The sequence below is a fragment of the Roseibium sp. AWQ4_254 genome, assembly GCF_056161025.1.
In genome coordinates this window covers 84060-106579 of the sequence record NZ_JBSWYH010000008.1, presented here as the reverse complement: position 1 = coordinate 106579, position 22520 = coordinate 84060, and the positions used below count along the sequence as shown (strand labels likewise).

General features: G+C 60.0%; 19 protein-coding genes and 1 riboswitch. Of the genes, 7 read left to right on the top strand and 12 right to left on the bottom strand.

Annotation, left to right across the window (positions count from 1 at the left end; genetic code table 11):
- Nucleotides 1–9: 9 nt before the first annotated feature.
- The 10 genes from nrdE to paaG all read right to left on the bottom strand — a co-directional run bounded on the left by nrdE (nucleotide 10) and on the right by paaG (nucleotide 9542).
- Nucleotides 10–2160, bottom strand: coding sequence for a class 1b ribonucleoside-diphosphate reductase subunit alpha (gene nrdE, locus ACXAIC_RS08060; RefSeq protein ID WP_475175510.1), 2151 nt, complete (start codon nucleotides 2158–2160; stop codon nucleotides 10–12).
- Nucleotides 2142–2546 (bottom strand): class Ib ribonucleoside-diphosphate reductase assembly flavoprotein NrdI, encoded by a 405-nt coding sequence (gene nrdI / locus ACXAIC_RS08055; protein ID WP_475175509.1) that lies wholly within the window; start codon nucleotides 2544–2546, stop codon nucleotides 2142–2144. The genes nrdE and nrdI overlap by 19 nt, the downstream gene beginning before the upstream one ends.
- 21 nt (nucleotides 2547–2567) lie before the next feature.
- Nucleotides 2568–2789, bottom strand: a complete 222-nt coding sequence (gene nrdH / locus ACXAIC_RS08050; protein WP_475175507.1) for a glutaredoxin-like protein NrdH — start codon at nucleotides 2787–2789, stop codon at nucleotides 2568–2570.
- A 104-nt stretch (nucleotides 2790–2893) separates the two neighbouring features.
- Nucleotides 2894–3099, bottom strand: a riboswitch (cobalamin riboswitch).
- Between the two features lie 279 nt (nucleotides 3100–3378).
- Entirely contained in the window at nucleotides 3379–4071 is a 693-nt protein-coding gene (locus tag ACXAIC_RS08045; protein WP_475175504.1) for a DUF4166 domain-containing protein, read from the bottom strand.
- 231 nt (nucleotides 4072–4302) lie between these two features.
- Nucleotides 4303–4854 (bottom strand): GbsR/MarR family transcriptional regulator, encoded by a 552-nt coding sequence (locus ACXAIC_RS08040; protein ID WP_475175502.1) that lies wholly within the window; start codon nucleotides 4852–4854, stop codon nucleotides 4303–4305.
- A 237-nt stretch (nucleotides 4855–5091) separates the two neighbouring features.
- Entirely contained in the window at nucleotides 5092–5604 is a 513-nt protein-coding gene (locus ACXAIC_RS08035) for a P-loop nucleotide/nucleoside kinase family protein (RefSeq protein ID WP_475175500.1), read from the bottom strand.
- 651 nt (nucleotides 5605–6255) lie between these two features.
- Complete coding sequence (locus tag ACXAIC_RS08030) at nucleotides 6256–6867, bottom strand: TetR/AcrR family transcriptional regulator (protein ID WP_475175498.1); 612 nt, start codon at nucleotides 6865–6867, stop codon at nucleotides 6256–6258.
- A gap of 84 nt (nucleotides 6868–6951) precedes the next feature.
- Nucleotides 6952–8265, bottom strand: coding sequence for a phenylacetate--CoA ligase PaaK (paaK, locus tag ACXAIC_RS08025; protein WP_475175496.1), 1314 nt, complete (start codon nucleotides 8263–8265; stop codon nucleotides 6952–6954).
- 22 nt (nucleotides 8266–8287) lie between these two features.
- A complete protein-coding gene (paaI, locus tag ACXAIC_RS08020; protein ID WP_475175495.1) occupies nucleotides 8288–8746 on the bottom strand; it encodes a hydroxyphenylacetyl-CoA thioesterase PaaI in 459 nt (152 codons plus the stop codon).
- Between the two features lies 1 nt (nucleotide 8747).
- Nucleotides 8748–9542 (bottom strand): 2-(1,2-epoxy-1,2-dihydrophenyl)acetyl-CoA isomerase PaaG, encoded by a 795-nt coding sequence (paaG, locus tag ACXAIC_RS08015; protein ID WP_475175493.1) that lies wholly within the window; start codon nucleotides 9540–9542, stop codon nucleotides 8748–8750.
- A gap of 546 nt (nucleotides 9543–10088) precedes the next feature.
- On the opposite strand from paaG, the gene ACXAIC_RS08010 reads away from it, so the two are divergent.
- Entirely contained in the window at nucleotides 10089–11564 is a 1476-nt protein-coding gene (locus ACXAIC_RS08010; RefSeq protein WP_475175490.1) for a methyl-accepting chemotaxis protein, read from the top strand.
- Nucleotides 11565–11609: 45 nt separating this feature from the next.
- Here the strand turns inward: ACXAIC_RS08010 and ACXAIC_RS08005 are convergent, their stop codons facing one another.
- Both ACXAIC_RS08005 and ACXAIC_RS08000 read right to left on the bottom strand, forming a co-directional pair.
- Nucleotides 11610–12878 (bottom strand): glycosyltransferase, encoded by a 1269-nt coding sequence (locus tag ACXAIC_RS08005; protein ID WP_475175489.1) that lies wholly within the window; start codon nucleotides 12876–12878, stop codon nucleotides 11610–11612.
- Between the two features lie 17 nt (nucleotides 12879–12895).
- Nucleotides 12896–13411, bottom strand: a complete 516-nt coding sequence (locus ACXAIC_RS08000) for a MarR family transcriptional regulator (RefSeq protein ID WP_475175488.1) — start codon at nucleotides 13409–13411, stop codon at nucleotides 12896–12898.
- A gap of 360 nt (nucleotides 13412–13771) precedes the next feature.
- On the opposite strand from ACXAIC_RS08000, the gene ACXAIC_RS07995 reads away from it, so the two are divergent.
- The 6 genes from ACXAIC_RS07995 (at nucleotide 13772) to ACXAIC_RS07970 (ending at nucleotide 22516) form a co-directional block, all read left to right on the top strand.
- Nucleotides 13772–15520, top strand: a complete 1749-nt coding sequence (locus tag ACXAIC_RS07995) for a type I secretion system permease/ATPase (protein ID WP_475175485.1) — start codon at nucleotides 13772–13774, stop codon at nucleotides 15518–15520.
- Nucleotides 15517–16935, top strand: a complete 1419-nt coding sequence (locus ACXAIC_RS07990; protein WP_475175484.1) for an HlyD family type I secretion periplasmic adaptor subunit — start codon at nucleotides 15517–15519, stop codon at nucleotides 16933–16935. The genes ACXAIC_RS07995 and ACXAIC_RS07990 overlap by 4 nt, the downstream gene beginning before the upstream one ends.
- A gap of 577 nt (nucleotides 16936–17512) precedes the next feature.
- Nucleotides 17513–18115, top strand: a complete 603-nt coding sequence (locus ACXAIC_RS07985) for a calcium-binding protein (protein ID WP_475175482.1) — start codon at nucleotides 17513–17515, stop codon at nucleotides 18113–18115.
- 89 nt (nucleotides 18116–18204) lie between these two features.
- A complete protein-coding gene (locus ACXAIC_RS07980; RefSeq protein WP_475175480.1) occupies nucleotides 18205–20415 on the top strand; it encodes a glycosyltransferase family 2 protein in 2211 nt (736 codons plus the stop codon).
- On the top strand, nucleotides 20412–21263 hold the full coding sequence (locus tag ACXAIC_RS07975) for a class I SAM-dependent methyltransferase (RefSeq protein WP_475175478.1): 852 nt from the start codon (nucleotides 20412–20414) through the stop codon (nucleotides 21261–21263). The genes ACXAIC_RS07980 and ACXAIC_RS07975 overlap by 4 nt, the downstream gene beginning before the upstream one ends.
- The gene (locus ACXAIC_RS07970; protein ID WP_475175477.1) at nucleotides 21260–22516 is read left to right on the top strand and encodes a glycosyltransferase family 4 protein; all 1257 of its coding nucleotides are present in this window, start codon (nucleotides 21260–21262) and stop codon (nucleotides 22514–22516) included. Before ACXAIC_RS07975 ends, ACXAIC_RS07970 begins: the two co-directional genes overlap by 4 nt.
- Nucleotides 22517–22520: the final 4 nt, after the last annotated feature.

The following is a 22520-nucleotide window of genomic DNA, read 5'->3' as shown; positions in this document are numbered from 1 at the left end:
TGGGCTCTCCTAAAGCGAGCAGGACACGCAGCCCTGCACTTCGGTCCCTTCCAGGGCCATCTGGCGCAGGCGGATGTAGTAGATGGTCTTGATGCCCTTCTTCCAGGCATAGATCTGAGCCCGGTTGATATCGCGGGTGGTGGCGGTGTCGCGGAAGAAAAGGGTCAGGGACAGGCCCTGATCCACATGCTGGGTCGCCGCCGCATAGGTGTCGATGATCTTTTCCGGGCCGATCTCGTAGGCATCCTGATAGTAGTCGAGATTGTCATTGGTCATGAAGGGCGCGGGATAGTAGACCCGGCCGATCTTGCCTTCCTTGCGGATCTCGATTTTCGACACGATCGGATGGATCGACGAGGTCGCGTTGTTGATATAGCTGATCGACCCGGTGGGTGGAACGGCCTGAAGGTTGCGGTTGTAAAGGCCGTGGGTCATGACGGCTTCTTTCAGGGCGCGCCAGTCGTCCTGCGTCGGCAGGGTGATGTTGAAGGCCGCGAACAGCTCCTTGACCCGGTCCGTCTCCGGCACCCAGGCCGTGTCGATGTATTTGTCGAAGAAGGTGCCGTCCGCATAGCGGCTCTTTTCAAAGCCCGTGAAGCTTGTGCCGCGCTCGTGTGCCAGCGCGTTCGAGGCGCGGATACAGTGATAGGCGACCGCGTAGAAATAGAAATTGGTGAAGTCGACCCCTTCTTCAGAGCCGTAGTGGATCTTTTCGCGGGCCAGAAAGCCGTGCAGGTTCATCTGGCCGAGGCCGATGGCGTGGCTTTCGTCATTGCCCCGGCGCACGGATGGCACACTGTCAATGGCGCTCATGACCGAGACGGCGGTCAGCGCGCGCACGGCCGTTTCCACGGTGGCGCCCAGATCGCCGCCATCCATCGCCTTGGCAATGTTCAGGGAGCCGAGATTGCAGGAGATATCCGTGCCCAGGTGGGAATAGCTGAGATCGTCCCGGAACTCGGACGCCTCGTTGACCTGCAGGATTTCCGAACACAGGTTCGACATGTTGATGCGCCCGTCCACCGGGTTGGCCCGATTGGCGGTGTCCTCGAACAGGATATAGGGATAGCCGCTCTCAAACTGGATTTCCGCAATCGTCTGAAAGAAGCTGCGGGCGCGGATCTTGGTCTTGCGGATGCGCGGATCGTCCACCATCTCGCGGTATTTCTCGCTCACCGAAATCTGCGAGAACGGCATGCCATAGACCCGCTCCACATCGTGGGGCGAGAACAGGTACATGTCCTCGTCCTGCTTGGCGAGTTCGAAGGTGATGTCCGGGATCACGACCCCGAGGGAGAGGGTCTTGATGCGGATCTTCTCGTCCGCGTTTTCCCGCTTGGTGTCGAGAAAGCGCAGGATGTCCGGATGGTGGGCGTTCAGATAGACCGCCCCCGCGCCCTGGCGCGCGCCAAGCTGGTTGGCATAGGAAAAGCTGTCTTCCAGAAGCTTCATCACCGGAATGACGCCGGAGGACTGGTTTTCAATGCCTTTGATCGGGGCGCCGGCTTCGCGGATATTGGTCAGAAGCAGGGCGACCCCGCCGCCGCGCTTGGACAGCTGCAGCGCGGAATTGATGCCGCGGCCGATGGATTCCATGTTGTCTTCAAGGCGCAGCAGGAAGCAGGAGATGAGCTCGCCGCGCTGCTGCTTGCCCGCATTCAGGAAGGTCGGGGTCGCCGGCTGGAAGCGGCCAGACAGGATCTCGTCCATCAGCCGCATGGCCAGGTTTTCATCGCCGTCGGCCAGGGTCAGGGCCACCATCACCACCCGGTCCTCGAACCGCTCCAGGTAGCGCTTGCCGTCAAAGGTCTTCAGCGTGTAGCTGGTGTAATACTTGAAGGCGCCCAAAAAGGTTGGAAACCGGAATTTGCGGGCATAGGCCGCCTCGAACACGGACTTGACGAAGGCCGCGTCGTACCGGTCCAGAACTTCCTGCTCATAATAGCCTTCTCGTACCAGATAACCGAGCTTTTCTTCCAGCGAATGGAAGAACACGGTGTTCTGGTTCACATGCTGCAGGAAATACTGCCGGGCCGCTTGCCGGTCCGCATCAAACTGGATCTGCCCGCCGCTGTCATAAAGGTTCAGCATGGCATTGAAGGCGTGGTAGTCAACGGCAGCAGCCTGCTGGGCAGGCCGGTCTAGGACATCTGTTGCCAAAATTTCGTCATCCCGTGGTCAACGCGAGCAAGGTCCGTGTCGGTTCCGGCCAGCTCGAAGCGGTAGAGCACCGGTACGCCGCATTTTTTCGACACGACTTGCCCTGCATAGGCGAAAAAAGACCCAAAGTTGCGATTGCCGGAAGCAATCACCCCCTTGAGGAGCGCGCGCGTGGGCGCATCATTCAGGAACCGGATCACCTGCTTTGGAACGGCCCCGCGTCCTTCCCCATCCGCATAAGTCGGAAGGACGAGGACGAAGGGCCCGGCGACGTCTGGAAGCGCTGCGGACGCATTGCGGGGAATGCGCAGGGCGGGCGCACCGAGCCGTTCGATAAAGCGGTGGGTGTTGCCGGAGGCGCTTGAGAAATAGACAAGCGTTCCCATTGGATCAAAGCCGCCGGAGGTTTAGCTGAGCGCTGCAATCTTGTCCGGGCGGAACCCGGCCCAGTGGTCGCCCATGGCTTCAACAACCGGCACCTGCTGATAACCGAGGGACTGAACGTGCTCGAACGCTTCGCTGTCTTCGCTCAGGTCGATAATGGTGTAGTCGACGCCCTTTTTGTCGAGCGCACGGTAGGTGGCGTTGCATTGCACACAGGACGGCTTGCTGTAAACGGTGATGGTCATTGTTTCTTGCACCCCGAGTCGGTTTTTTCATGGGAACGGCAGCGCGCAAGAAGGGCCTGTGCCGAGGCACATGGTCATCCCGCCCCGCGGACCCGCCGTCCGTTAGCGTTTTTACATTCAAGGCAGGTCTCCTGGCTCACAGGTCAATGCCGGTTTGATCCGCCTTCCCGGAGATCTCCAGTGGCGTCTGGATCCCAGCTTCCTGTTCACAGTTGCGGGGGCAGCACCGGGTTTGCATCTGCCTGCGCACCGGTTTCCCTCTTAGCCGGCAATGCAAAAGAATCGCCGGGCCCTGAACACTAGATACAGTAGGTAAGTGAGTTCTGGTGTCAATCTGTAGGTGGTTCGGGATTTTGCTCAAATCAGAGGCAGAATGGACCGGGACGCTGTTTTGGGCCGGATCAGCAGCGGAAACCGGAGGACGGACCCCGTTGCAAAACCGGTGGACAATTGTTGGTGCTGCTCTGACTGATGGTCAGTCGTTGGGGCGTCTGCCGGATACGGGGCCGGGACCGTCAAGATGTTGTGCCAGAGAGCCCCAGGGCAATTTGCAGCGCAATCAGGCTCCACAGAAGGGGTGTGTCCATGATTAGTCCTCCATGTCTGCGAAGATCGCGTCCTGGTGAACCAGGTCGCCCAAAAGGCTGTGGGTCAAGGCGAGGGAAAACAGGAAACGGCCGCCGCCAAGGTCCCGGTGGGTGATGGCAAGCGCGCCCGGGCTCAGCCAGGCGGGCAGCCGCAGCCGGACGCTTCCAGCTTGCAGGAAATAGTGGTCGCTCGTGAAGACCAAAGCGTTGGGGCGGGCGCTGACGCGCAAGGCCATGCCGATGCCGCAGCCGATATATTCTTCCAGGCCGGTTGGACCGGCGAAGCGCTTGGAGCTGTGAATGACCTGCGGAAACCCGCGCGCCCGGCCATATTGGCGCAGCCAGAACTGGCCGTCTCCGGCACAGTCCTCCGTGACGGAGACGACGGCGGGCTGGTTAAGGCAGCTCAGGTCATGGGGCAGCGGGGCGCCCACCAGCCGTGCCAGCTGGGAGAGGCAGGCTCCGGCCCGGCTCCTGCGCATGGCAACCACCTGGCCTTGATAGACTGTGCTGGCCCCGCCGCGCAGCCGTTTGCCGAAGCGGCGGCGGATGGCGGGGGACAGGCTGGCCCAGGCGGTTTCGCCCAGCAATTTGCGAAAGCGCAGATCGGCCTGCTGTCCGGTCCCGCCAGGAGGCGGGCGCCGGGGGGCGCAAAGACGGGCTGCGGGTGGTGGAGGGCTCGTTGGGATCTGCATGATACACCCTTTCCTGTTAGGTTTGTTGTTTCTGTATAAAGAGAAATTAATAGACAAAAATTTTTCGACTTGTCCTCAGCCGGTTCTGGTTCTGGTTCTGGTTCTGGTTCTGGCGACAGGTTCAGGACTTGGCCTTGTTTCCCGGAGGGCCTTTGGCCCGAAGGGCTGGCGCCATGAGGACCCGGAGAGCGACGGGGACAGGGGGAACTGGCATCTGCTGGCTCCTGTCTCTTATCCGGCCTTGCGGCCACTGATCTTCGCCAGGGACAGGACCTTGGTGCCCAGTTTCATGAGGGCGGCGAGGTTTGATTTCGGCACGCCCAGCATCTGCGCCGACCAGCTGTCAGCCGTTGCCAGAAACTCTTGCATCGCCTGTATACGCCCCAGAACTTCCGGATTCAGGCCGGGCTCGGTCCTGGCCTGGCTGGCGCACATGTCGATGGCCCGGATCGCCGGATCGATCTCCCGTTCCTTGCGGCCTTTGGCAATCAGCAGGGCCATTTCCCAGACATCGGTTTCGGCAACAAAATGCTCGCGCCGGTCACCTGCGACCGGAACCCTCTTGATCAGCCGCCAGCCGGCCAGCTCCTTCAACGAGTTGGAGACATTCGAGCGTGCAATGCCCAACTCCTCGGAAATCTGTTCCGCATTCAGCGGATCGGTGCTGAGATAAAGCAGGGCATGGATCTGGGCCACGGAGCGGTTGACCCCCCACTGGCTGCCCATATCCCCCCAATAGAGGATGAATTGCGCTTTTGCGGTTTTATCAGATATTTCTGTCATAACAGAAATATCTGACTTTCATGGGCAGGAGTCAAGGTGGGAGATGAGGCAGCGACGGCAACGGGGGCCGTGGCGGGGCTGGTGTCATAGGCCGGTGGCCCAAAAGGTCTTCCTCTTGGGGTGGGACAGCGGCCCGTTCCGAAAGAGGAGCCCCCTCTCAGACCAAGTCGCTATCGTTTGAGAGATGAAAGCGCGGTGTTTCAAAAAGGACAGAGGCGGGAAAGACAAAGACCCGGTTTAAACGTTGCGCAAGGCTTTCTGGATGATATCCACGCAATCCTCCGGTGATTGCACGGATGTATCAAGCCGCACACGGTGTTCCTCCTCCCAATGGGCGAAGAAGCGCCCAGCCACGTCCTGCCATGTGGGCACTGTGTGTCCGGGAAGATCGCTTTTGCGGCTTTCCACCCGCCTGCGGTGTTCGGCCCGGTCGGAGCAGACCAGTTCCACCAGGACAAGATCGGCCCCGCAAGAAGCACTGCAATCGGCAAACAGGTTCCGGGTGACGGCGAGGGAATTCACTGTATCCGCAATCACGTCGAGACCGCAGGACAGATTGTCCTTGGCCACGGCAGCAAGGGCGAGATAGCCCGCGTCCCCGGCCTCTTGAATGTCCAGACAGCTGGTTTCAATCGCTGTTTCAAGGGAATCAACACGCAGGTGTACGGCCTTGATACGTCGGGCCAGAGCCCGGGCCACGGTGGTCTTGCCGACGCCGGGCAGACCCGACAGGGTGATCAAACTGGCCATGATGAGGACATAGCAAACGGTTAGCTCAAACGGAAGATATTCCGAGGCCCATGCGTCCGCTATCGCTTTGTTTCAGACACACTCAGGGAAAACGGAAGTCTGTCTGCGCGCGCAAAGGCGAGCATCTGGTCTGTAGCATGCCAGATGCGGTCAAACAGAGGTCCGGGTTCCTGACGCCGCGCAGCCTCTTTTGTACGGTGCCCGGCGGCGGAGATTTGGCTTTCTGCTAATATTGATGTGTCCTCCGCAGGTCGTCCCCGGCTCGACCGGAGCCCCACTCTTTGTCCAGCGCTGGGGCGGTTTCATTCGGCGTGCGCGGATGGCAGGCTGCAAACGGTTTTCGTCTTGGCGGGCCTTGAGGAACAGGAAAGCCCGATCCCGGGATGCTTCCCGCACGACACATGACAGTGTCTGGTGGACAGGCGCGTAGATCCCCGATCAGGCCGGGAATGACCTTTTGGGCAGGCGGCGGCCTTGGCCGCAATCCGTGCCACCTGCTCTCCGACATCGGTTTGTCATTCCCGCAAAAGCAGGAATTCAGCACACATCTGCGCGCCTATACACAGCAAGGCTTGCGGCAAGCCGGATCCCGGCACTGCGCTCCGCTCCGGCAGGGACAGTTGAAGGGATGGAGCCGTTAAAAGACGGTCATCAGGTCGCCTTCTTCAGCCCGTCCAGGATCAAGGTGGTGGCCAGGGCGGCGTAGTCGTCCCGTGTGATCGGGCCGTCGTCCCGGAACCACATATAGACCCAGTTCATCATGCCGAAGAGGGACATGGTGACCGGCATTAACAGCGGGCGGGAAGGGGTGTCGAGCGCGGGGTGGATTTCTTTCAAGACAGTGGAAAAATACCGCACGATCCGGCGCTCAATCTCGAGGATCTCGGATTTCTGGGCCGCGTTCAAGGCCGGACCGGCATTGAGCTGGACCTTGTGCTGATCGTCTGCCCCGCGATAGCTGTCCAGCACGGTGGCCACCAGCAGCTTGAGGCGCTCTTCAGGTGGGCAGGTGGCAAGCCGGGGGGCGGACAGAGTGTCTGCAAGAGCGGTTTCCACGTTCTCCAGATGGGTGCGGATGATTGCAAAGATCAGAGCGTCCTTGGAGGGGTAATAGTGATAAAGCAGCGATTTTGAAACGCCAGCCTCCTGGGCAATCTGGGACATGGACGCTTTTTCCATGCCCTGGGAAGCGAAGACAGTGGCGGCCGTCAGCAGCAGCCCGTGTTGTTTTTCTTCAAAATCTGCGGCGCGGGGTCTCGCCATGCCATCAAGTCTCCGGGGTTTGACGTGTCTTGTTTGTCCGTGCGGCCACCCTGCTGTCTCGGAAAGGCAGGCGCTGCGTCAACGTCAGTCCTCCTTCGGCCGGTTGTCCTGCACCCTCTGGGCCTTGCCCTGGGAACGGGGCAGGCTGCCGGGCTCATGCACCTTCACCTTGGCGCTGATGCCGATGGTGGATTTGATGTGGTGCGCAAGCTCGGTGGAGGCTGCATGTCTGGCCGCACTGTCTGCAGCGTCCGGCGCGGCTTCAGCATGAACGGTCATGGCATCCATACGCGCCTCGCGCACCAACTCGATCCGGAAATGGGCGCTCAAGCCGCCGCATTTAAGGATCTGCTCTTCGATCTGGGTGGGAAACACATTGACCCCGCGCAGAATGATCATGTCGTCGCTGCGGCCGGTGATTTTTTCAATCCGCCGCATGGGCCGGGCGGTTCCCGGCAGAAGCCGGGTCAGATCTCCGGTCCGGTAGCGCACCATGGGCAGGGCTTCCTTGGTCAAGGTGGTGAAGACCAGCTCGCCCTTTTCGCCGTCCGGCAGGACTTCGCCGGTCGCCGGGTCGATGATTTCCGGATAAAAATGGTCTTCCCAGAGATGCAGCCCGTCCTTGGTTTCCACGCATTCCTGGGCCACCCCGGGCCCGAGAATTTCCGACAGGCCGTAAATGTCGACCGCATGCATGTCGAAAGCCTGCTCGATTTCCCGGCGCATGGCGTTGGTCCAGGGTTCGGCGCCGAAAATGCCGACTTTCAGGGATGAGCGGCGCGGGTCCAGCCCGAGCCGGTTGTATTCGTCAAGGATCGACAGCATGTAGGACGGGGTCACCATGATCACGTCCGGTTTGAAATCCTCGATCAGGGTCACCTGGCGCTCGGTCATACCGCCGGAGACCGGCACAACCGTGCAGCCGAGCAGCTCGGCGCCATAGTGGGCGCCAAGGCCGCCGGTAAAAAGGCCATAGCCATAGGCATTGTGCAGGAGGTTACCCTTTCGTCCGCCGGCCGCCCGGATCGAGCGGGCCACCAGCGCGGCCCAGTTGGCAATGTCACCGGCGGTGTATCCGACCACTGTCGGCTTGCCGGTCGTGCCCGAGGAGGCATGGAGGCGCACAAGCTTGTCCCGGGCCACGGCAAACATGCCAAACGGATAGGTGGCGCGCAGGTCCTGTTTGACGGTGAAGGGGAACCTGGCCAGATCCGCAAGACAGTTGAAATCGCCCGGATGGACGCCATGGGCGTCAAACCGCTGCCGGAAGAAAGGGGCATTGTCATAGGCGTGAGCCAGGGTTCTGGCGATACGCTGTTCCTGCAAGGCCGCAATCTCGCCGCGGCTTGCACGTTCAATTGGATCGAGATCGGCGCGATCCGGTGTCAGGTCAATCATGAAGCTCCTCCCAAAGCTTGCGTCAGCCTGTCTGGCCATCCTCCAGCAAGAGAGGCTTGTTGAGGGCCCGGGACTGGCCCCGGAATTCGGCAATCACGGTGCCGTCCGCGCGGCTGACGCGGATGTCGTAAAGGCCCGACCGGCCCGTTCTGGAAATCTCCCGCGCCTCAGCGGTCAGAACATCGCCCAGAGCGCCGGGGGTGATGAAGGTGACCGCGCAGTGCTGGGCCACCGTCAACTTGTTGTAGCTGTTGCAGGCAAAGGCAAAGGCGCTGTCGGCCAGGGTGAAGAGATAGCCGCCATGGGCAATGCCGTGGCCGTTGGTCATGGTCTGCGTCACGGTCATGCGCAGGGCCGCTTCGCCCGGGCCAACGCGCACAAGCTCCATGCCGAGCGCGCGCGAGGCCAGGTCATTCTCCCAAAGGCGGGCGGCGCAGGCCTCTGCCAGGGCCTGAGGGGTCATGTGCTCGGGAGCGGTCATCTCAGCGTCCCTTGAAGGCGGGCGGGCGTTTTTCCAGAAAGGCGGTGACGCCTTCGGCATAGTCCCGGGTTTCCCCGGCAAGGCGCTGACAGTCCCGTTCCATGTCAAGATGGGTGTCCAGATCCTGGGACGCGGCGGCCTGGATCAGTTTCTTGGTGAGTCCCAATCCGGTTGTGGGGCCTGCGGCCAGCTGTTCGGCGAGGGCCGTTGCCGTGCCGCTCAGGCTGTCATCGTCCACCGCTTTCCAGATCAGGCCCCAGTCGGCAGCCTGTTCGGCGCTGACCGGCTCGGCCAACAGGGTGAGCGCCTTGGCCCGGGCTTCGCCCAGCAGGCGGGGCAGGGCCCAGCTGCCTCCGGCATCCGGCACAAGGCCGATTTTGGAAAAGGCCTGAATGAAGCGGGCCGAGCGGGCAGCCAGGACAATGTCGCAGGCCAGGGCGATATTGGCGCCCGCTCCGGCAGCAACTCCGTTGACGGCACAGACAACCGGTGTGTCGAGGCTGCGGATCAGCCGCAGGAGCGGGTTATAGAAGGTCTCCAGCGTGTGGCCGAGATCGGGCACGCTGGCGCCTTTGCGCGGGTCCCGGTCGCCAAGATCCTGACCAGCGCAAAAACCCCGTCCGGCTCCTGTCAAAAACACCGCGCGGATATTCTTGTCGTCCCGGGCCCGTTCCAGCTGGCTGCGCAGGGCCAGATGCATGTCTTCGTTAAAGGCGTTCAGCTTGTCCGGCCGGTTGAGGGTCAGGCGCAAAACACCTTGTTCCAGGTGTGCAAGGACGGTCTCAGTCTCGCTCATGTGTCCTCCCGGGGATCTTGTCGAGCGTTCTCCCTGACCAGCATTTTACATAAACCGTCCGGTCGATCAATTATTGAGCGTGAGTCGGTTCGGCAATTGGCTGCGTTTGAGCTTTTTACCGGATTTACGCGGTTCTACATACGGGAGCAGACCTTTTTCGCCTTTCAAATCCGTTCCGGTGCCGAAATGGATCACAGGAAAGGTAATTTATTTTATTATACTTTAGTCTAATAATGCAGATGGTTCGGAGGAGGTGGCAGCGGTGGTCGCAAGCGTGTTTCGCGCTCTGGTTCGATCAAAAGTTGTAGGTGTTTTTGGCCTGAAAACACTTCTGGCAGGTCAGGATAATCGATTTTTGTAGGTATTGCTGAGGAAGCAAACCGGTAAAATTAAATTGGATATAAATATCGTGTTCGTTCGCTCTGATGTTTGTGAGCTTAAAAAACTTCGTATTACGCTTCCGGCGTAAGTTTGGGTCAATTTTTTATTTACTTGACCATGCGTATGAAATTTCAACTGAAATCCGTTCTCACAGGAGAGAACTCCATGTCCTTTTTCCGCAACAGCGCCCAGGCTGTTCTTGAAGCGTTCAGCCGGTCCCAGGCGATCATCGAGTTTACACCCGATGGCCGGATTCTGGACGCTAACGAGAATTTTCTGACTGCCATGGGCTACAGCCTGTCTGAGATCAAGGGTCAGCACCACCGGCTCTTTGTGGATCCGGCCTATGGCGATAGCCAAGAGTATCAGGCGTTCTGGCGGGAGCTGGCAGCGGGTACATCTAAAACGGCCGAATTTCTGCGGTTTGACAAAGAAGGCAACGAGGTCTGGATCCAGGCGTCCTACAATCCGGTGCTGAATGGGTCGGGCAAGGTGATCAAGGTGGTCAAAATCGCCTCCGATATCACCGCGCAGAAACGGCGCAATGCGGATTTCGAAGGCCAGATTGAGGCGCTGAACCGATCGCAGGCTGTGATTCACTTTGAGCTGGACGGCACCATTCTGGACGCAAACGAGAATTTCACCGGGGCGGTCGGATATTCGCTGGACGAAATCAAGGGCCGCCATCACAGAATGTTCGTGGAGGATGCGTACGGGCTCAGCAGCGAGTATGCCCGTTTCTGGGAAGAGCTTGCAGCTGGCGCGTTCAAGGGCGGTGAATTCAAGCGTATCGCCAAGGGTGGCCGAGAAATCTGGCTCCAGGCCACCTACAATCCGATCATGGACACGGCCGGGCGGCCGTTCAAGGTGGTGAAATTTGCCACCGACATTACCGAGCAGGTTCTGGAGCGCCAGCGCCGGAGGGAGGTGCAAGGCAGCATAGATTCGCAACTGTCTGACATGGCGCAGTCGATTTCCGCAGCCGCGCAGCAGGCGGGCGAATCCGCCTCGGCTTCCGAGCAGACCTCGTCCAATGTTCAGACCGTTGCAGCCGCCTCCGAAGAGCTGGTTGCCTCGATCCAGGAAATCAGCCGTCAGGTGCAGGTTGCGCTTGAAGTCTCCAACAATGCGCAAGGGGAGGCGGAACGTTCCAGCGAGATCATGTCCGGCCTGTCTGAAGATGCCAAGACCATCGGGTCAGTCATCGAGCTGATCGACGGAATTGCGGATCAGACCAACCTGCTGGCCCTGAACGCGACCATTGAAGCGGCCCGGGCAGGCGAGGCGGGCAAGGGTTTTGCGGTGGTGGCCTCCGAGGTGAAGAGCCTGGCTTCCCAAACGAGCAAGGCGACGGAAGAAATCTCCGCGCAGGTCAGTTCGGTTCAGGAAACGACGGAGCGGGCCGTGGTGGCCATCAGCTCCATTCTGGATGTGATCAAGAGTGTCGCGGAAATCGCCACCAGCATTTCAACAGCGGTCGAACAGCAGACGGCGGTCACCAACGACATTTCGTCCAACATGCAGTCGGCCGCCCAGGGGGTGGAGCTGATTACCTCCAACCTGCAGTCAATTACATCTGCAGCGGTTCAGGTGGAAGAGGCGACCGGATCTGTGCGGGAAGCTTCAAAGTCACTTATGTAGCGAAAAGAAATGGCCGGACCGGAAAACGGTCCAAGCCGGGACCTCCTATTGTGCCGCGTCGAAAAGCTCCGGTCCCGGATGTGGTGCGGCGGTGCGCGAGCGTCCATGGGTGCTGATCAACCGGGTCAACAGCCGCTGTAAACGGACGGTGCACTCTCCCAGCTCATAGCGCGCCAGGATCGTCTTTCTGGCTTCCTTGCGCATGTCTTCAAAGCTTTGGGGGGCTGTCAGGGCCTCATGGATCCGTGCGGCGGTCTGATCGGTATCCCAGAAGGGCACGAGCCGGCCGTTCTGTCCATCGCCGACGACTTCCTGCACCGGTGCGGTCGCCGAGGCAATGATGGGAGCGCCGCAGGACATGGCTTCCAGAAAAGACCAGGATAGCACGAAGGGATAGGTCAAATAGACATGGGCGGCAGAGACCTGGAACAGGCGGATCAGGTCCTTGTGAGGGATTTGCCCGAGAAAGTGGATCCGCTCCGGCGCCAGTCCCGTTTCGGCCAGAAGCCGGGTGCGCCAGTTCGAACCATCTTCAGGGCCGTTGCCATAGCTGACCCCGTCGCCGCCAGCAACCACGAACCGGGTCCGGGGATCTTGGTCTGCGGCGCGGGCGGCGGCGCGCATGAATTGCGGAAAGCCCCGGTAAGGTTCCAGATCGCGGGCCGCGAACGTGACCACCGGGTCGCCTGCCCGCAATAAGGAGCCATCCGGCAGCCGGAAGGTGGCGAGGGCATCGGGGCGCGCGCGCGCAGTGTCGATGCCTTCATGCAGAGCGACAATTTTCGGCTGATAGGCATCAGGATATCGGCTCTTTTGCCAGTGTGTCGGGCTGATGCCGTAGTCCATCTGGTCGAGCGTGGCCAGCTGGATGGTGTTGCGCAGACGCATTGTCTGTCGCTGGGCCATGTCGCGTGTGTCGCTGGGCGCAAACCCGACATCCCCGCCCTCGGGCTGGAAATAATATTCGCAAAATCCCAGCATGGGGGTGTCCGGCAGGGCGTCTTTCACGAACATCATGCCGCCCCAGGCAATATGGCCCACCACAAGGTCCGGTGACCGGCCCGTACGGGTCAGACGGTCCAGAATGCCGGCAACCCGCCGGCCGGCCTCCACAAAGGGAACCGGGGCGGCCGCCTTGGCGGCTTGTCCGGTCCCGGGCGCTGGGGCATTGCCATACCGCAGCACCCGGAGCCCGGGAACGGGCCGGTCAACAGTTTCGCAGACAAGGGTTACGGTCCAGCCATCCAGAATCAGTCGCCGGGCAATATGAACAAATTGCCCGGGACCATGCCGGTGCACAAACACGATATGCATTTGGCTGTGACCCTGGTTTAGAAGCCGTTATTGGCCAGGTGGCCATTGCGCTGCTGGAGATCCGTTGCCCAGATGACTTCCAGCTTGCGCAACAGGGCAAAGGTTTCCTCAAGGGCGGCCCGGTCGCGCTCATTGCGCACGATCTGGGCTTCGTTGACCTCATCGGCCACCTTGATTGCCTTGCACAGCGCTTTGCCCTTGTCCGTCAGGCTGATCCGCGCCGATCGCTTGTCCCGCGCGGAGGCGGTCCGGTCCACATAGCCAGATTGAACAAGCTGTTTCAGGCTGTATGAGGCATTGGAACCAAGATAATGGCCCCGGTCCATAAGATCTCTTACCGACAGATCGTCATCGCCAATGGTGAACAAAAGCATTGCATGAGAGGGAGAGATGTCATCGGCGCCGATCCTGTTGAGATCGACCCGTAGACGGTCAAGATACCGCCGGTACATTCTCTCGATAACCCGGACAAGTTCGAAGTGACTCGCATTCGCGAAGGGGCTGACTTCCGTGTCCCGGTTTGAATCTGACATACCGTATGCAACTTTTTCTGCTTTTGAGTGTGGAATGTCGATTCTTCCATTTAATTGGTGTGGTGCATCAGTGAATATTTTGTGCATACGCCCCAAACTCCCGCCAATTTTCGAATTAAATTCGAAATAACATCATCGTAATGTTGCTCCCTGTCTTTCGCACAAGCGTCATTTTTTATTTATAATTTTATCTTTCAGTTGGGAATTAGCTGCCTGCCACAATTAAATCCCAAATTCCTCGCAGTTTAGACTACAAAGCCTCGTCATTCATAGGGAAAAGATGTGTCGTTTTCTAGGCAAATACTAAATTTTTTCGCACCTGCGAGCGCATCTTTGGGTTGAAACCTTGGAGTTTTTTACATGGAAGATCGGGGTAACTCAGCGGCGGAAGACCCAGTGAAGCTTGTGCGGGAGGCCCGGAAGACATTTGCAACTGGTCTGATCGTTGCAGCGGGGCTCAGCGGCTTCATCACGCTCCTGCAGCTCACGACACCTTTGTTCATGCTTCAGGTTCATGACCGGGTTTTGAACAGCCAGAGTCTCGACACGCTCGGAATGTTGCTCATTATCGCGGCCGGTGCGCTGGTGCTGTTCGGAATTCTGGAGTTCATCCGCAGCCAGATTTTTCAGGTGATGGGGACAGAGCTGGTCCGCCGGCTCAATCACTCAGCAATTGAGGCCGGTGTGAAGTCCTCGCTGGAAAAGGGGGGCAGCCTGGCCTCCGAAGTGCTGCGGGACCTCAATGATCTGCGCAGCTTCATCACCAGCAACGCCATCAGCGCCCCTCTTGAAGCCATCTGGGTGCCGCTGTTTCTGGTGGTGCTGTTTCTGCTGCATCCGCTCTATGGCCTGATGGCCGTCATTTCAGCCTTTATCCTGATTGGTCTCAATCTGGTGTCTGACATGGCGACACGCCCTCTTTTGAAGGAGGCCAATTCCGCCAATCTGGAAAATGTTGCGACCATGGCCTCCACCCTGCGCCATGCGGAAACAATCGAGGCCATGGGGCTGATGCCGGCCCTGGCCCGGCGCTGGCGCAAGAAGCAGGTCCATGCCAGTGAGCTGATGGCCTATGGCAGCCGGCGGGGCAAGGCGATCCATGCCTTCACACGCAGCTTGCGCTTCGGCATGCAGATCGCGGTTCTGGCCCTTGGTGCAGATCTGGTGATCCAGGGGGAGGCAACGGCGGGCACCATGATTGCCGCAAGCATCATCACCGGGCGCCTGCTGATGCCTTTTGACAACATGACTGAGAACTGGCGCCAGTGGGTTTTTGCCTTCACCGCCTGGGGGCGGGTACGCGACATTCTGGAAAACCATGCCTCCCAGCGCCAAAGCATTCCAACACCGCCAAGCCAGGGGCCGCTGACGGTCGACAAGCTGGTGTTTGCCGTGCCCAACACGCCGGTGCCGGTGATCAAGGGGATCTCGTTCACCCTTGAGCCGGGGGACGTTCTGGGGGTTGTCGGCCCCTCGGCTGCAGGAAAATCCACGCTGGCCCGGCTGCTGGTGGGGGCCTTGCAGCCGACGACGGGCGGCGTTTTCCTGGACGGTCACAATGTCTATCTGTGGGAGCGGGCGTCCTTCGGCGCCATGACTGGCTATCTGCCGCAATCCGTTTCGCTGCTGGACGGAACCGTGCGGGAAAACATTTCGCGCATGTATGAAGCCGATCCGCAAATGGTCATTGATGCGGCCCGGGCGGCGGGCGTCCATGAAATGATCGGCCGCATGCCGCTTGGCTATGACACGCCTGTGGGGGACAACCGGTTCACCTTGTCCGGCGGGCAGAAGCAGCGCGTTGCGCTGGCGCGGGCGCTGTTCGGCAAACCGCGCCTTCTGGTGCTGGACGAGCCCAATGCCAATCTGGATACGGAAGGCGAGGTGGCGCTTTTGCGGGCCATTTCCAGTGCCAAGGAAGATGGAGCGATTGTGGTGGTGATTGCCCACCGCCCGGCCATCATGGAAGCGGCCGACAAGATCCTGGTGCTCGAAGATGGCCGGATCAGTCAGTTCGGCGACCGGACAGATGTGGTCAGCAGCATTTCCCGGCGGCTGCCCAAGCCGGGCGCTGAAACTGCCCGGAGCTCTAGCGGAGAAGTAGCATGATGCGCCATTCGGATCAGGACAGGCACAGGGGCGGCGGCCAGAATGGGGAGGGTAATGGGAGCGGTGAAGGCACTTTGCCCGATCTTGTTCAAAAACCGTTCTGGCAGCAGGACGATGCCTTGGGAGACGAGCGGGGGCAGGGGTTGCGTGGCCCGCTGGTGGCTGCAGCGCTGGCGATTGTGGTCGGGTTTGGCGGTTTTATGCTCTGGGGCTTTACCGCTGATCTCGACAGTGCGGCGGTGGCCACCGGCAAGGTGGTTGTGGACAGCAAACGCAAGACCATCAGTCATCTGGAAGGCGGCATTCTGCGCCGGTTGCTGGTCCAGGAAGGCGACTTTGTGACCGCGGGCCAGCCGCTTCTGGAACTGGATGACACACGCGCGCGCGCAGAGCTGGCGCAATTGCGCGGCAAGAGAATCAGTCTGCTGGCCAGGCTGGCGCGGTTGCGGGCCGAGCGAGACCTGAAAGACAGGATCGAGATGCCAGCAGAACTGGCCGGAAGCGACGCAGACACCGTGGCCGATGTCATGGCGGCAGAAGAGCGGTTTTTTGAGAAGCGGCACAAGGTCTATGAGGGCAAGGTCGCCTTCCAGCAAAAGGAAATCGAGCAATTCGCGGCCCAGATCGAGGCCGCCGAAGCGCAGATCAAGGCCAACACGGACCGGCAGGCCTTGCTGAACGAACGGGTGGAGGCCTTGAGTGGTCTTGCCAAGAAGGGCTTCACCTCCAAGGCGATGCTCAATGATGTGCAGCTTGAACTGAGCGAGCTGATCGGGGATGGCGGCGAGCTGGTGGCGCAAAAGGCGCGGGCGGAAAAGGCCAGGCAGGGGGCGGAGGTGGCGCTGCTTCAGGCCGAGCAGGAATTGCAGAGTGACATTGCCAGCAAGATCCTGGACAGCCAGCTGGAACTCAACATCACCAACGAGAAGATCATTTCGGCCAAGGATGTGCTGGATCGGCTGGTGGTGCACGCACCCCAGGGCGGCATTGTCTATAATATTGAGACGCGCACGCCGGGCGGTGTCATTGAGCCTGGGCGGACCATCATGGATATTGTTCCCCAGGACGAGAAGCTGCTGGTGGAGGTCCGGATGAATCTGAAAGACATTGATCAGGTCCGTGTCGGGTCAGAAGCGCGAATTAGGCTCACAGCCTATGACCGGCGCAATGTGCAGCCGCTGGAGGGGGCGGTGACCTATGTGGGGGCGGATCAGACCGTGGACCAGCAAACCCAGGCGGCCTTTTACGTGGTGCGCGCGGAGGTCAGCCCCGAGGAACTGGCAGGCAATCCGGTGGTGGCCCTTTATCCGGGCATGCCGGCAGAGGTGCTGATCGTCCGGCGGGCCCGCAAGGCCATGGAATATCTGTTCGAGCCGATCACAGACAGCTTCAACCGGGCCTTCCGGGAGGACTGACCGCCCTCTTTCAGGCTCTTTCTCCGCAGGGCGCGGCGACCGCGCCTGCCGGGGAGGTCTTACCCTTCGACTGGTGCGCTCAGTGCGTTTTTCTGTCGCCAGGCGCGTCAAGGGGGGCTCTGTGCGCAAAAAAAATCTGCCCTGCCAGAAATTTGTGCATCGCAATAAAATGCGCTGCCGAATACGAATTTTTGATAAAATTCGTTCCTTTCGATTGCTTATTTTAGCGTGTGGGCAGGTTGAATCGGACTTTGCGCAAATTTTGCATAATTATCTGAATTAAAAGGATAAAATGGGTTAGAGGTCAAAATTTCGCCAGCTCCAAACGAAAAAATTGCATCGAATTTCGAAGCAAATAAAATTCATTAGTCTTGTATATTTAAAATATCATCTTTGTAATATCTGCTAAAATATAGATTAATCAAAGCTTTGTCGTAATTCCTTCAATATTCTTCTCTTTTAATGACGTAAGAGTCGTGTATTGTAATTTTGCATCGCAAGAGACGGGGTTTGTGCGGTGCAGGGTGCCGCGGTTTCCGGGGCGTTGTTTAAGTGAGGTAAACTTCAGGAGTAAGCTATGGCCACGATTGAAGGCAGTGCTTTCCAGGACTTCCTGCAAGGGTCAAGTGCCCAGGATTTCATTTTTGGTCTGGGTGATGCCGATGTGATCATCGGCAACGAGGGGGATGACTTCCTCTTCGGCGGTACGGGCAGCGATCTGATCGCTGGCGGAGACGGGGCAGACAAAATCTTCGGTCAAGGTGGCGATGACGTCATTCTCGGCGGAGATGGCGCGGATACCATCAATGCAGGTGCCGGCAACGACTATATCGAAGGCGGTGACGGCGGTGACATCATTCTTGGTGGTGCCGGCAACGACATCATCGACGGCGGTGCCGGCAATGATCTGATGTTCGGCGGGGCCAGCAATGATGTGTTCGTCTTTTCCGGCGGCGGTGGCAATGACATTGTCATGGACTTTCAGGACGGCGACATCGTTCAGATCTCGGCGAACATCAACAACACCGGCATTGGGTCGGCCGAAGATGTTGCAGACCGTGCCACGCAGGTCGGTAGCAACACGGTTATCGATCTGGGCAATGGCGACACCGTCACGCTCAACAATGTCGATGCGGATGATCTGAAAGACAGTCCGGACAGCTTTATCGTCGTGTCCTAACACGGCCTTGCCCGGGCGCCTGCATGTGCAGGCGCCCGGCTCACTGCGGCTTTGCCGGCAGTCTTCTTTGCGCGCACTGAAGTTGGAATATGCTCGAAACTCTCGGCACCTATGCGGAAACCGCCTATGAGGCGCCGCAATTCATGCAGCTGACGCCGGATGTCCATTTGGTCGTCTGGGACCCTCCGCATGCCGTCAATGCGGCCCCGAGGCTGGAAGAGGCGTCGGGCAAGCCCTTCGAGGCCATGGCGAGTGTCCGCCTTGCTCTTCTGGACGGCCGCTCCCGAATCATCTGGGCCCTTTCTTTGAAGGGCAGAACCGCTCTCACCCTGAAACTGACATCCGGCGTGTTCGGCTCCGGGGCCGAACTTCAGGCCGATGCCGGCAAGGCGCAGGCGTCAGCGGACCCGTTCGCGCTTACCAATGGCCTCACCCAGACCGCCTGTGCCTCTCTGGTCACCACCATATTGAACACCTGGTCGGGCATGTTCCGGCTAACCCGCTCACGCAGCTTCATCGGCTTTGCCGGCAAGCTCCTGCGCTCGGTAAATGACACGCCGCCTGTGGCTGAATGTGTGGCTTCGGTCGGCGATGTCCGTCTGGTGGAAACGCTTCTGAATAGGGAGTGCACGGAGATTTTCTCCGCCGTTCTGATCGGGGACACCGGGCTGGTCCGGCTTGATGGGGATGCGTTCAACGCGGCCTATAACAGCGGGCGCAACCGCCTGTTTCTGGGCATGGCCGAAGCGGCTCAGCTGCCGTCGCGCGGTCATCTTGTCCTGTCCGGACCTTGGGGTCTGGCAATCCGCCGCCTGGAGACGGCGGCCGCCGGTCGCTCGCTCGTCAGCTGGTGGGGCGCAACAGCGCGCAAATTGCCGGACTTGCGCGACTATCTGATTGCGGGGCTGGCCAAGCGCACAACCGCCACGCGCGCTGCGCTGCGCGATCTTCAACTGTCCGAGCCCATGCCTGCCCGGCGCCACGGGACTCTCGGGGAAACAGCTGCCTTTTGTGCGGTCGAAACGGCTCTGGCGGTCGAAAGCGGGGTCCTTGTGGGCGGCTGGCTGCGCGACCCGGGCAGGTCCTATCAGGGCTTGAACGTGCTTGTGCCGCAAGGCGAGCCGGTGCCTTTGCAGCTGCACAGTTTCGACGGCGTGCTGCCGGAGAGCCAGGGCGGTTACCAGATCAAGCGGTTCGTGGCTTTTGCGCCGGTCCGCGACGGGCTGCAACATCACATCCAGCCGCGTCTTGAAGTGACGCTGGCCTCCGGGGACCGGTCGCTTCTGGTGCCGCCGCCCCAGCCCTGCGATCCGGGCGAACGGCGGGCGAGCGCGCTCTCTGTGATCCCGCCCCGGCAGGCAACGGATGCCGTGATGACGGGTTGTCTGGCCCGTCCGTTTTCCGACCTTCAGGCGGCCTTCCGCAACCAGGTGGGCCCGCCGGACGAAATCACCATCGGCACCCCGCCGGATACGCCGCTCGTCTCCATCGTGATACCGCTCTACAAGGTCTACGAGTTCATCAAGGCGCAGCTTGCGGCCTTTGCGGCCGACCGGTGGCTGGCGGAAAATGCCGAACTTCTCTTCGTGCTGGATTCGCCGGAGCAGGCTGTCCATGTGGAAGATCTGCTCATCGGATTTCATCTGCTTTATGGCCTGCCGGTGCGGCTGATCGTGATGGACCGCAACGGCGGCTATGCGCTGGCCTGCAATGCCGGTGCGTCCCGGGCCAAGGGGCGCTATCTGGCGATGATCAATTCCGATGTGGTGCCGCTGGAGTCCGGCTGGCTGGAGGAACTGTGTGCCTGTCTGATGACGGATGGCCAGGCCGGGGCGGCTGGAGCCAAGCTGCTTTATGCGGACAACGCCATCCAGCATGCGGGCCTGAAATTCATTCAGGACGAAAAAGGGCGCTGGTTCAATCACCACTATTTCAAGGGCTTTCCCCGCGGCTTTGCCGGGGCCAGCACGTCGCGGGAGGTGCCGGGTGTCACCGGGGCCTGTCTGGTTCTCTCCCGTGCGGATTTCGACGATGTCGGCGGGTTCAGCACGGATTACATCATCGGCGATTACGAGGACAGCGATCTATGCCTCAAGCTGAGGCGCAAGAACAAGAAGATCTACTACCTGGGCGATGTGGAACTCTATCATTTTGAACGGGTGTCCATCAGCAAAAGCGGAGATTATACGCGCGGTGTTGCCTCTCAATACAATCGTTGGCTTCAGCAGTTCAGATGGGAGAAGGACATTCAAGATGTCATGGCTGCCATCGGGGCGCGGGATGAGGTGACTGCCAGATGAATTCACTCGTGAAAATCAGGGATGCGGTGAGACTCAAATCTGCTGCCATGGGTGCGGACCGGATGGCGGATCTGCAAAACGCGATCCGGCGGAACCGGTTTTTGCCTGTGCCGCCGCAGGAAGACAATTTTGTCGGCGATGGTGACTATCTGGGCATTGGAGCGGAGTTTCTCGGGTATTTTGCAAGGCTAGGCGGATTGCAGGAGCATGAGCGGGTGCTTGATGTCGGCTGCGGCATCGGGCGCATGGCTGTGCCGCTGACCCAGTATCTTGATCCGGACACCGGCACCTATACCGGGCTGGACCCGGCTTCCTCCGGGATTCAGTGGTGCACGCGCAACATCAGCCCGGCTTATCCGTCCTTCCGTTTCATGCATCTGGACATTGCCAATGCGCTCTACAATCCCGACGGCTATATCAAAGGCTCCGAGATTGCACTGCCCTTCGCCAACGGCTCGTTCGACTTTGCAATCATGACCTCTGTGGTCACCCACTTGCCACCCAACGAGATCGAACCCTATTTCCGGGAAATTTCCAGGTTGCTGGACCTGGGCGGGCGCCTGTTTCTGTCGGCCTTTGTGATGCTGCCAGAGCAGGGCGGGGCAGAGAGTAGCCTGACCCCGCGCATCACCTTCCACCGTGCGGGCAAAGGCCCCGGCTGGTACATGGATGCCAACGCGCCGTTGGCAGCAGTTGCCTTCGATGACGGGTTTCTGGATGCGGTTCTGAAGGCCGCCGGATTTCAAATCGCCGTCAAGCAGCTTGGCCATTGGCGCGGCGCGACAGGCCGCCAGCATTACCAGGATTTGTTTGTGGCGGTCAAAACCGCAAAGGGGCAGGGGGCATGAGGATTCTCGTCTGCGCCCATAACCATCCGGCGCTGCATCCTGGCGGAACGGAGACGGTCGCGCATGATCTGTCCAAAGCTTACCGGGAGGCCGGGCACGAGGCGCTGTTTGTGGGCGCTACCAACCAGCTTCACCGGGAGCCCCATCCGGGCACCAGTTTCCAGGCGATCAGTGACAGCGGCGATGAAGTGCTGATGTGGGCGGGGCATTTTGACCGCTTCAACATGAGCCAGGTGGACTTGCGTGCCTTTGTGCCTGACATGACCGCGCTGTTGGAAAGCTTCCGCCCGGATGTGGTTCACATCCATCATCTTCTGCTGTTTGGCGCGGAACTGCCGGTCCTGATCCGCAAGGTCCTTCCTGGCGTGCGGATCGTGATGACGCTCCATGACTATTACGCGATTTGTGCCAATGACGGCGTCCTGATGAAGAGCCCGGAGGAACCTTGCGCGGCATTGGGGCCGGGAGGCCTGTGCAATTGCCTGGAGGCGGCGGCCCCCAATGACATGCGCCTGCGGGAGCGCTTCCTCAAAACCCATCTGGCGGCGGTCGACCAGTTCGTGGCGCCAAGCGCGTTCCTGCGGGATGTATATGTGCGCTGGGGACTGCCTGCGGACAAGATCTCGCTCATTCGCAATGGCCGGCCTGCGGAGACGGCAGCGCCGGGCCGGGCCGCAAGTGAAGAGCCCAAGCGGGTGTTCGGATTTTTCGGCAATCTGACGCCCTGGAAAGGGGTGGAGGTCCTGTTGCAGGCTGCGCGCCTGCTCAAGGCGCGTGAGGTTGCCTTTGAACTGCGGGTGCATGGTGGGTCGCCGTTTCAGAGCCCGGACTTCGTAGCACGGCTGGAGGCGTTGTTTGAAGAGACAGCGCCTCAGGTGGTGCGTCTTGGCCCCTACAAGCCGGAGGACGTGGCGGAGCTGATCAAACCGGTCGACTGGGTCGTGGTGCCTTCGCTCTGGTGGGAAAATGCCCCTCTGGTGATTGCCGAGGCCCAGCAGCACAAGCGCCCGGTGATCACGACCGGCATTGGCGGCATGGCCGAGGCGGTGCGCGACGAGCTGGACGGGCTCCATGTGCGCAAAAATGATCCGGCCGGATTGGCCGAAGTCATGGCCAGTGCCATCGAGGATGCGAAGCTTTACCGGAAACTGGTGAAGAACACCCGCAAGCCGCCAACCGTTGCGGCGGTTGCTGAAGATTATCTCCAACTCTTCCGTGACGGCCCGGAGGCCGTGCGGGACCCTGCAGCCTGAAAAG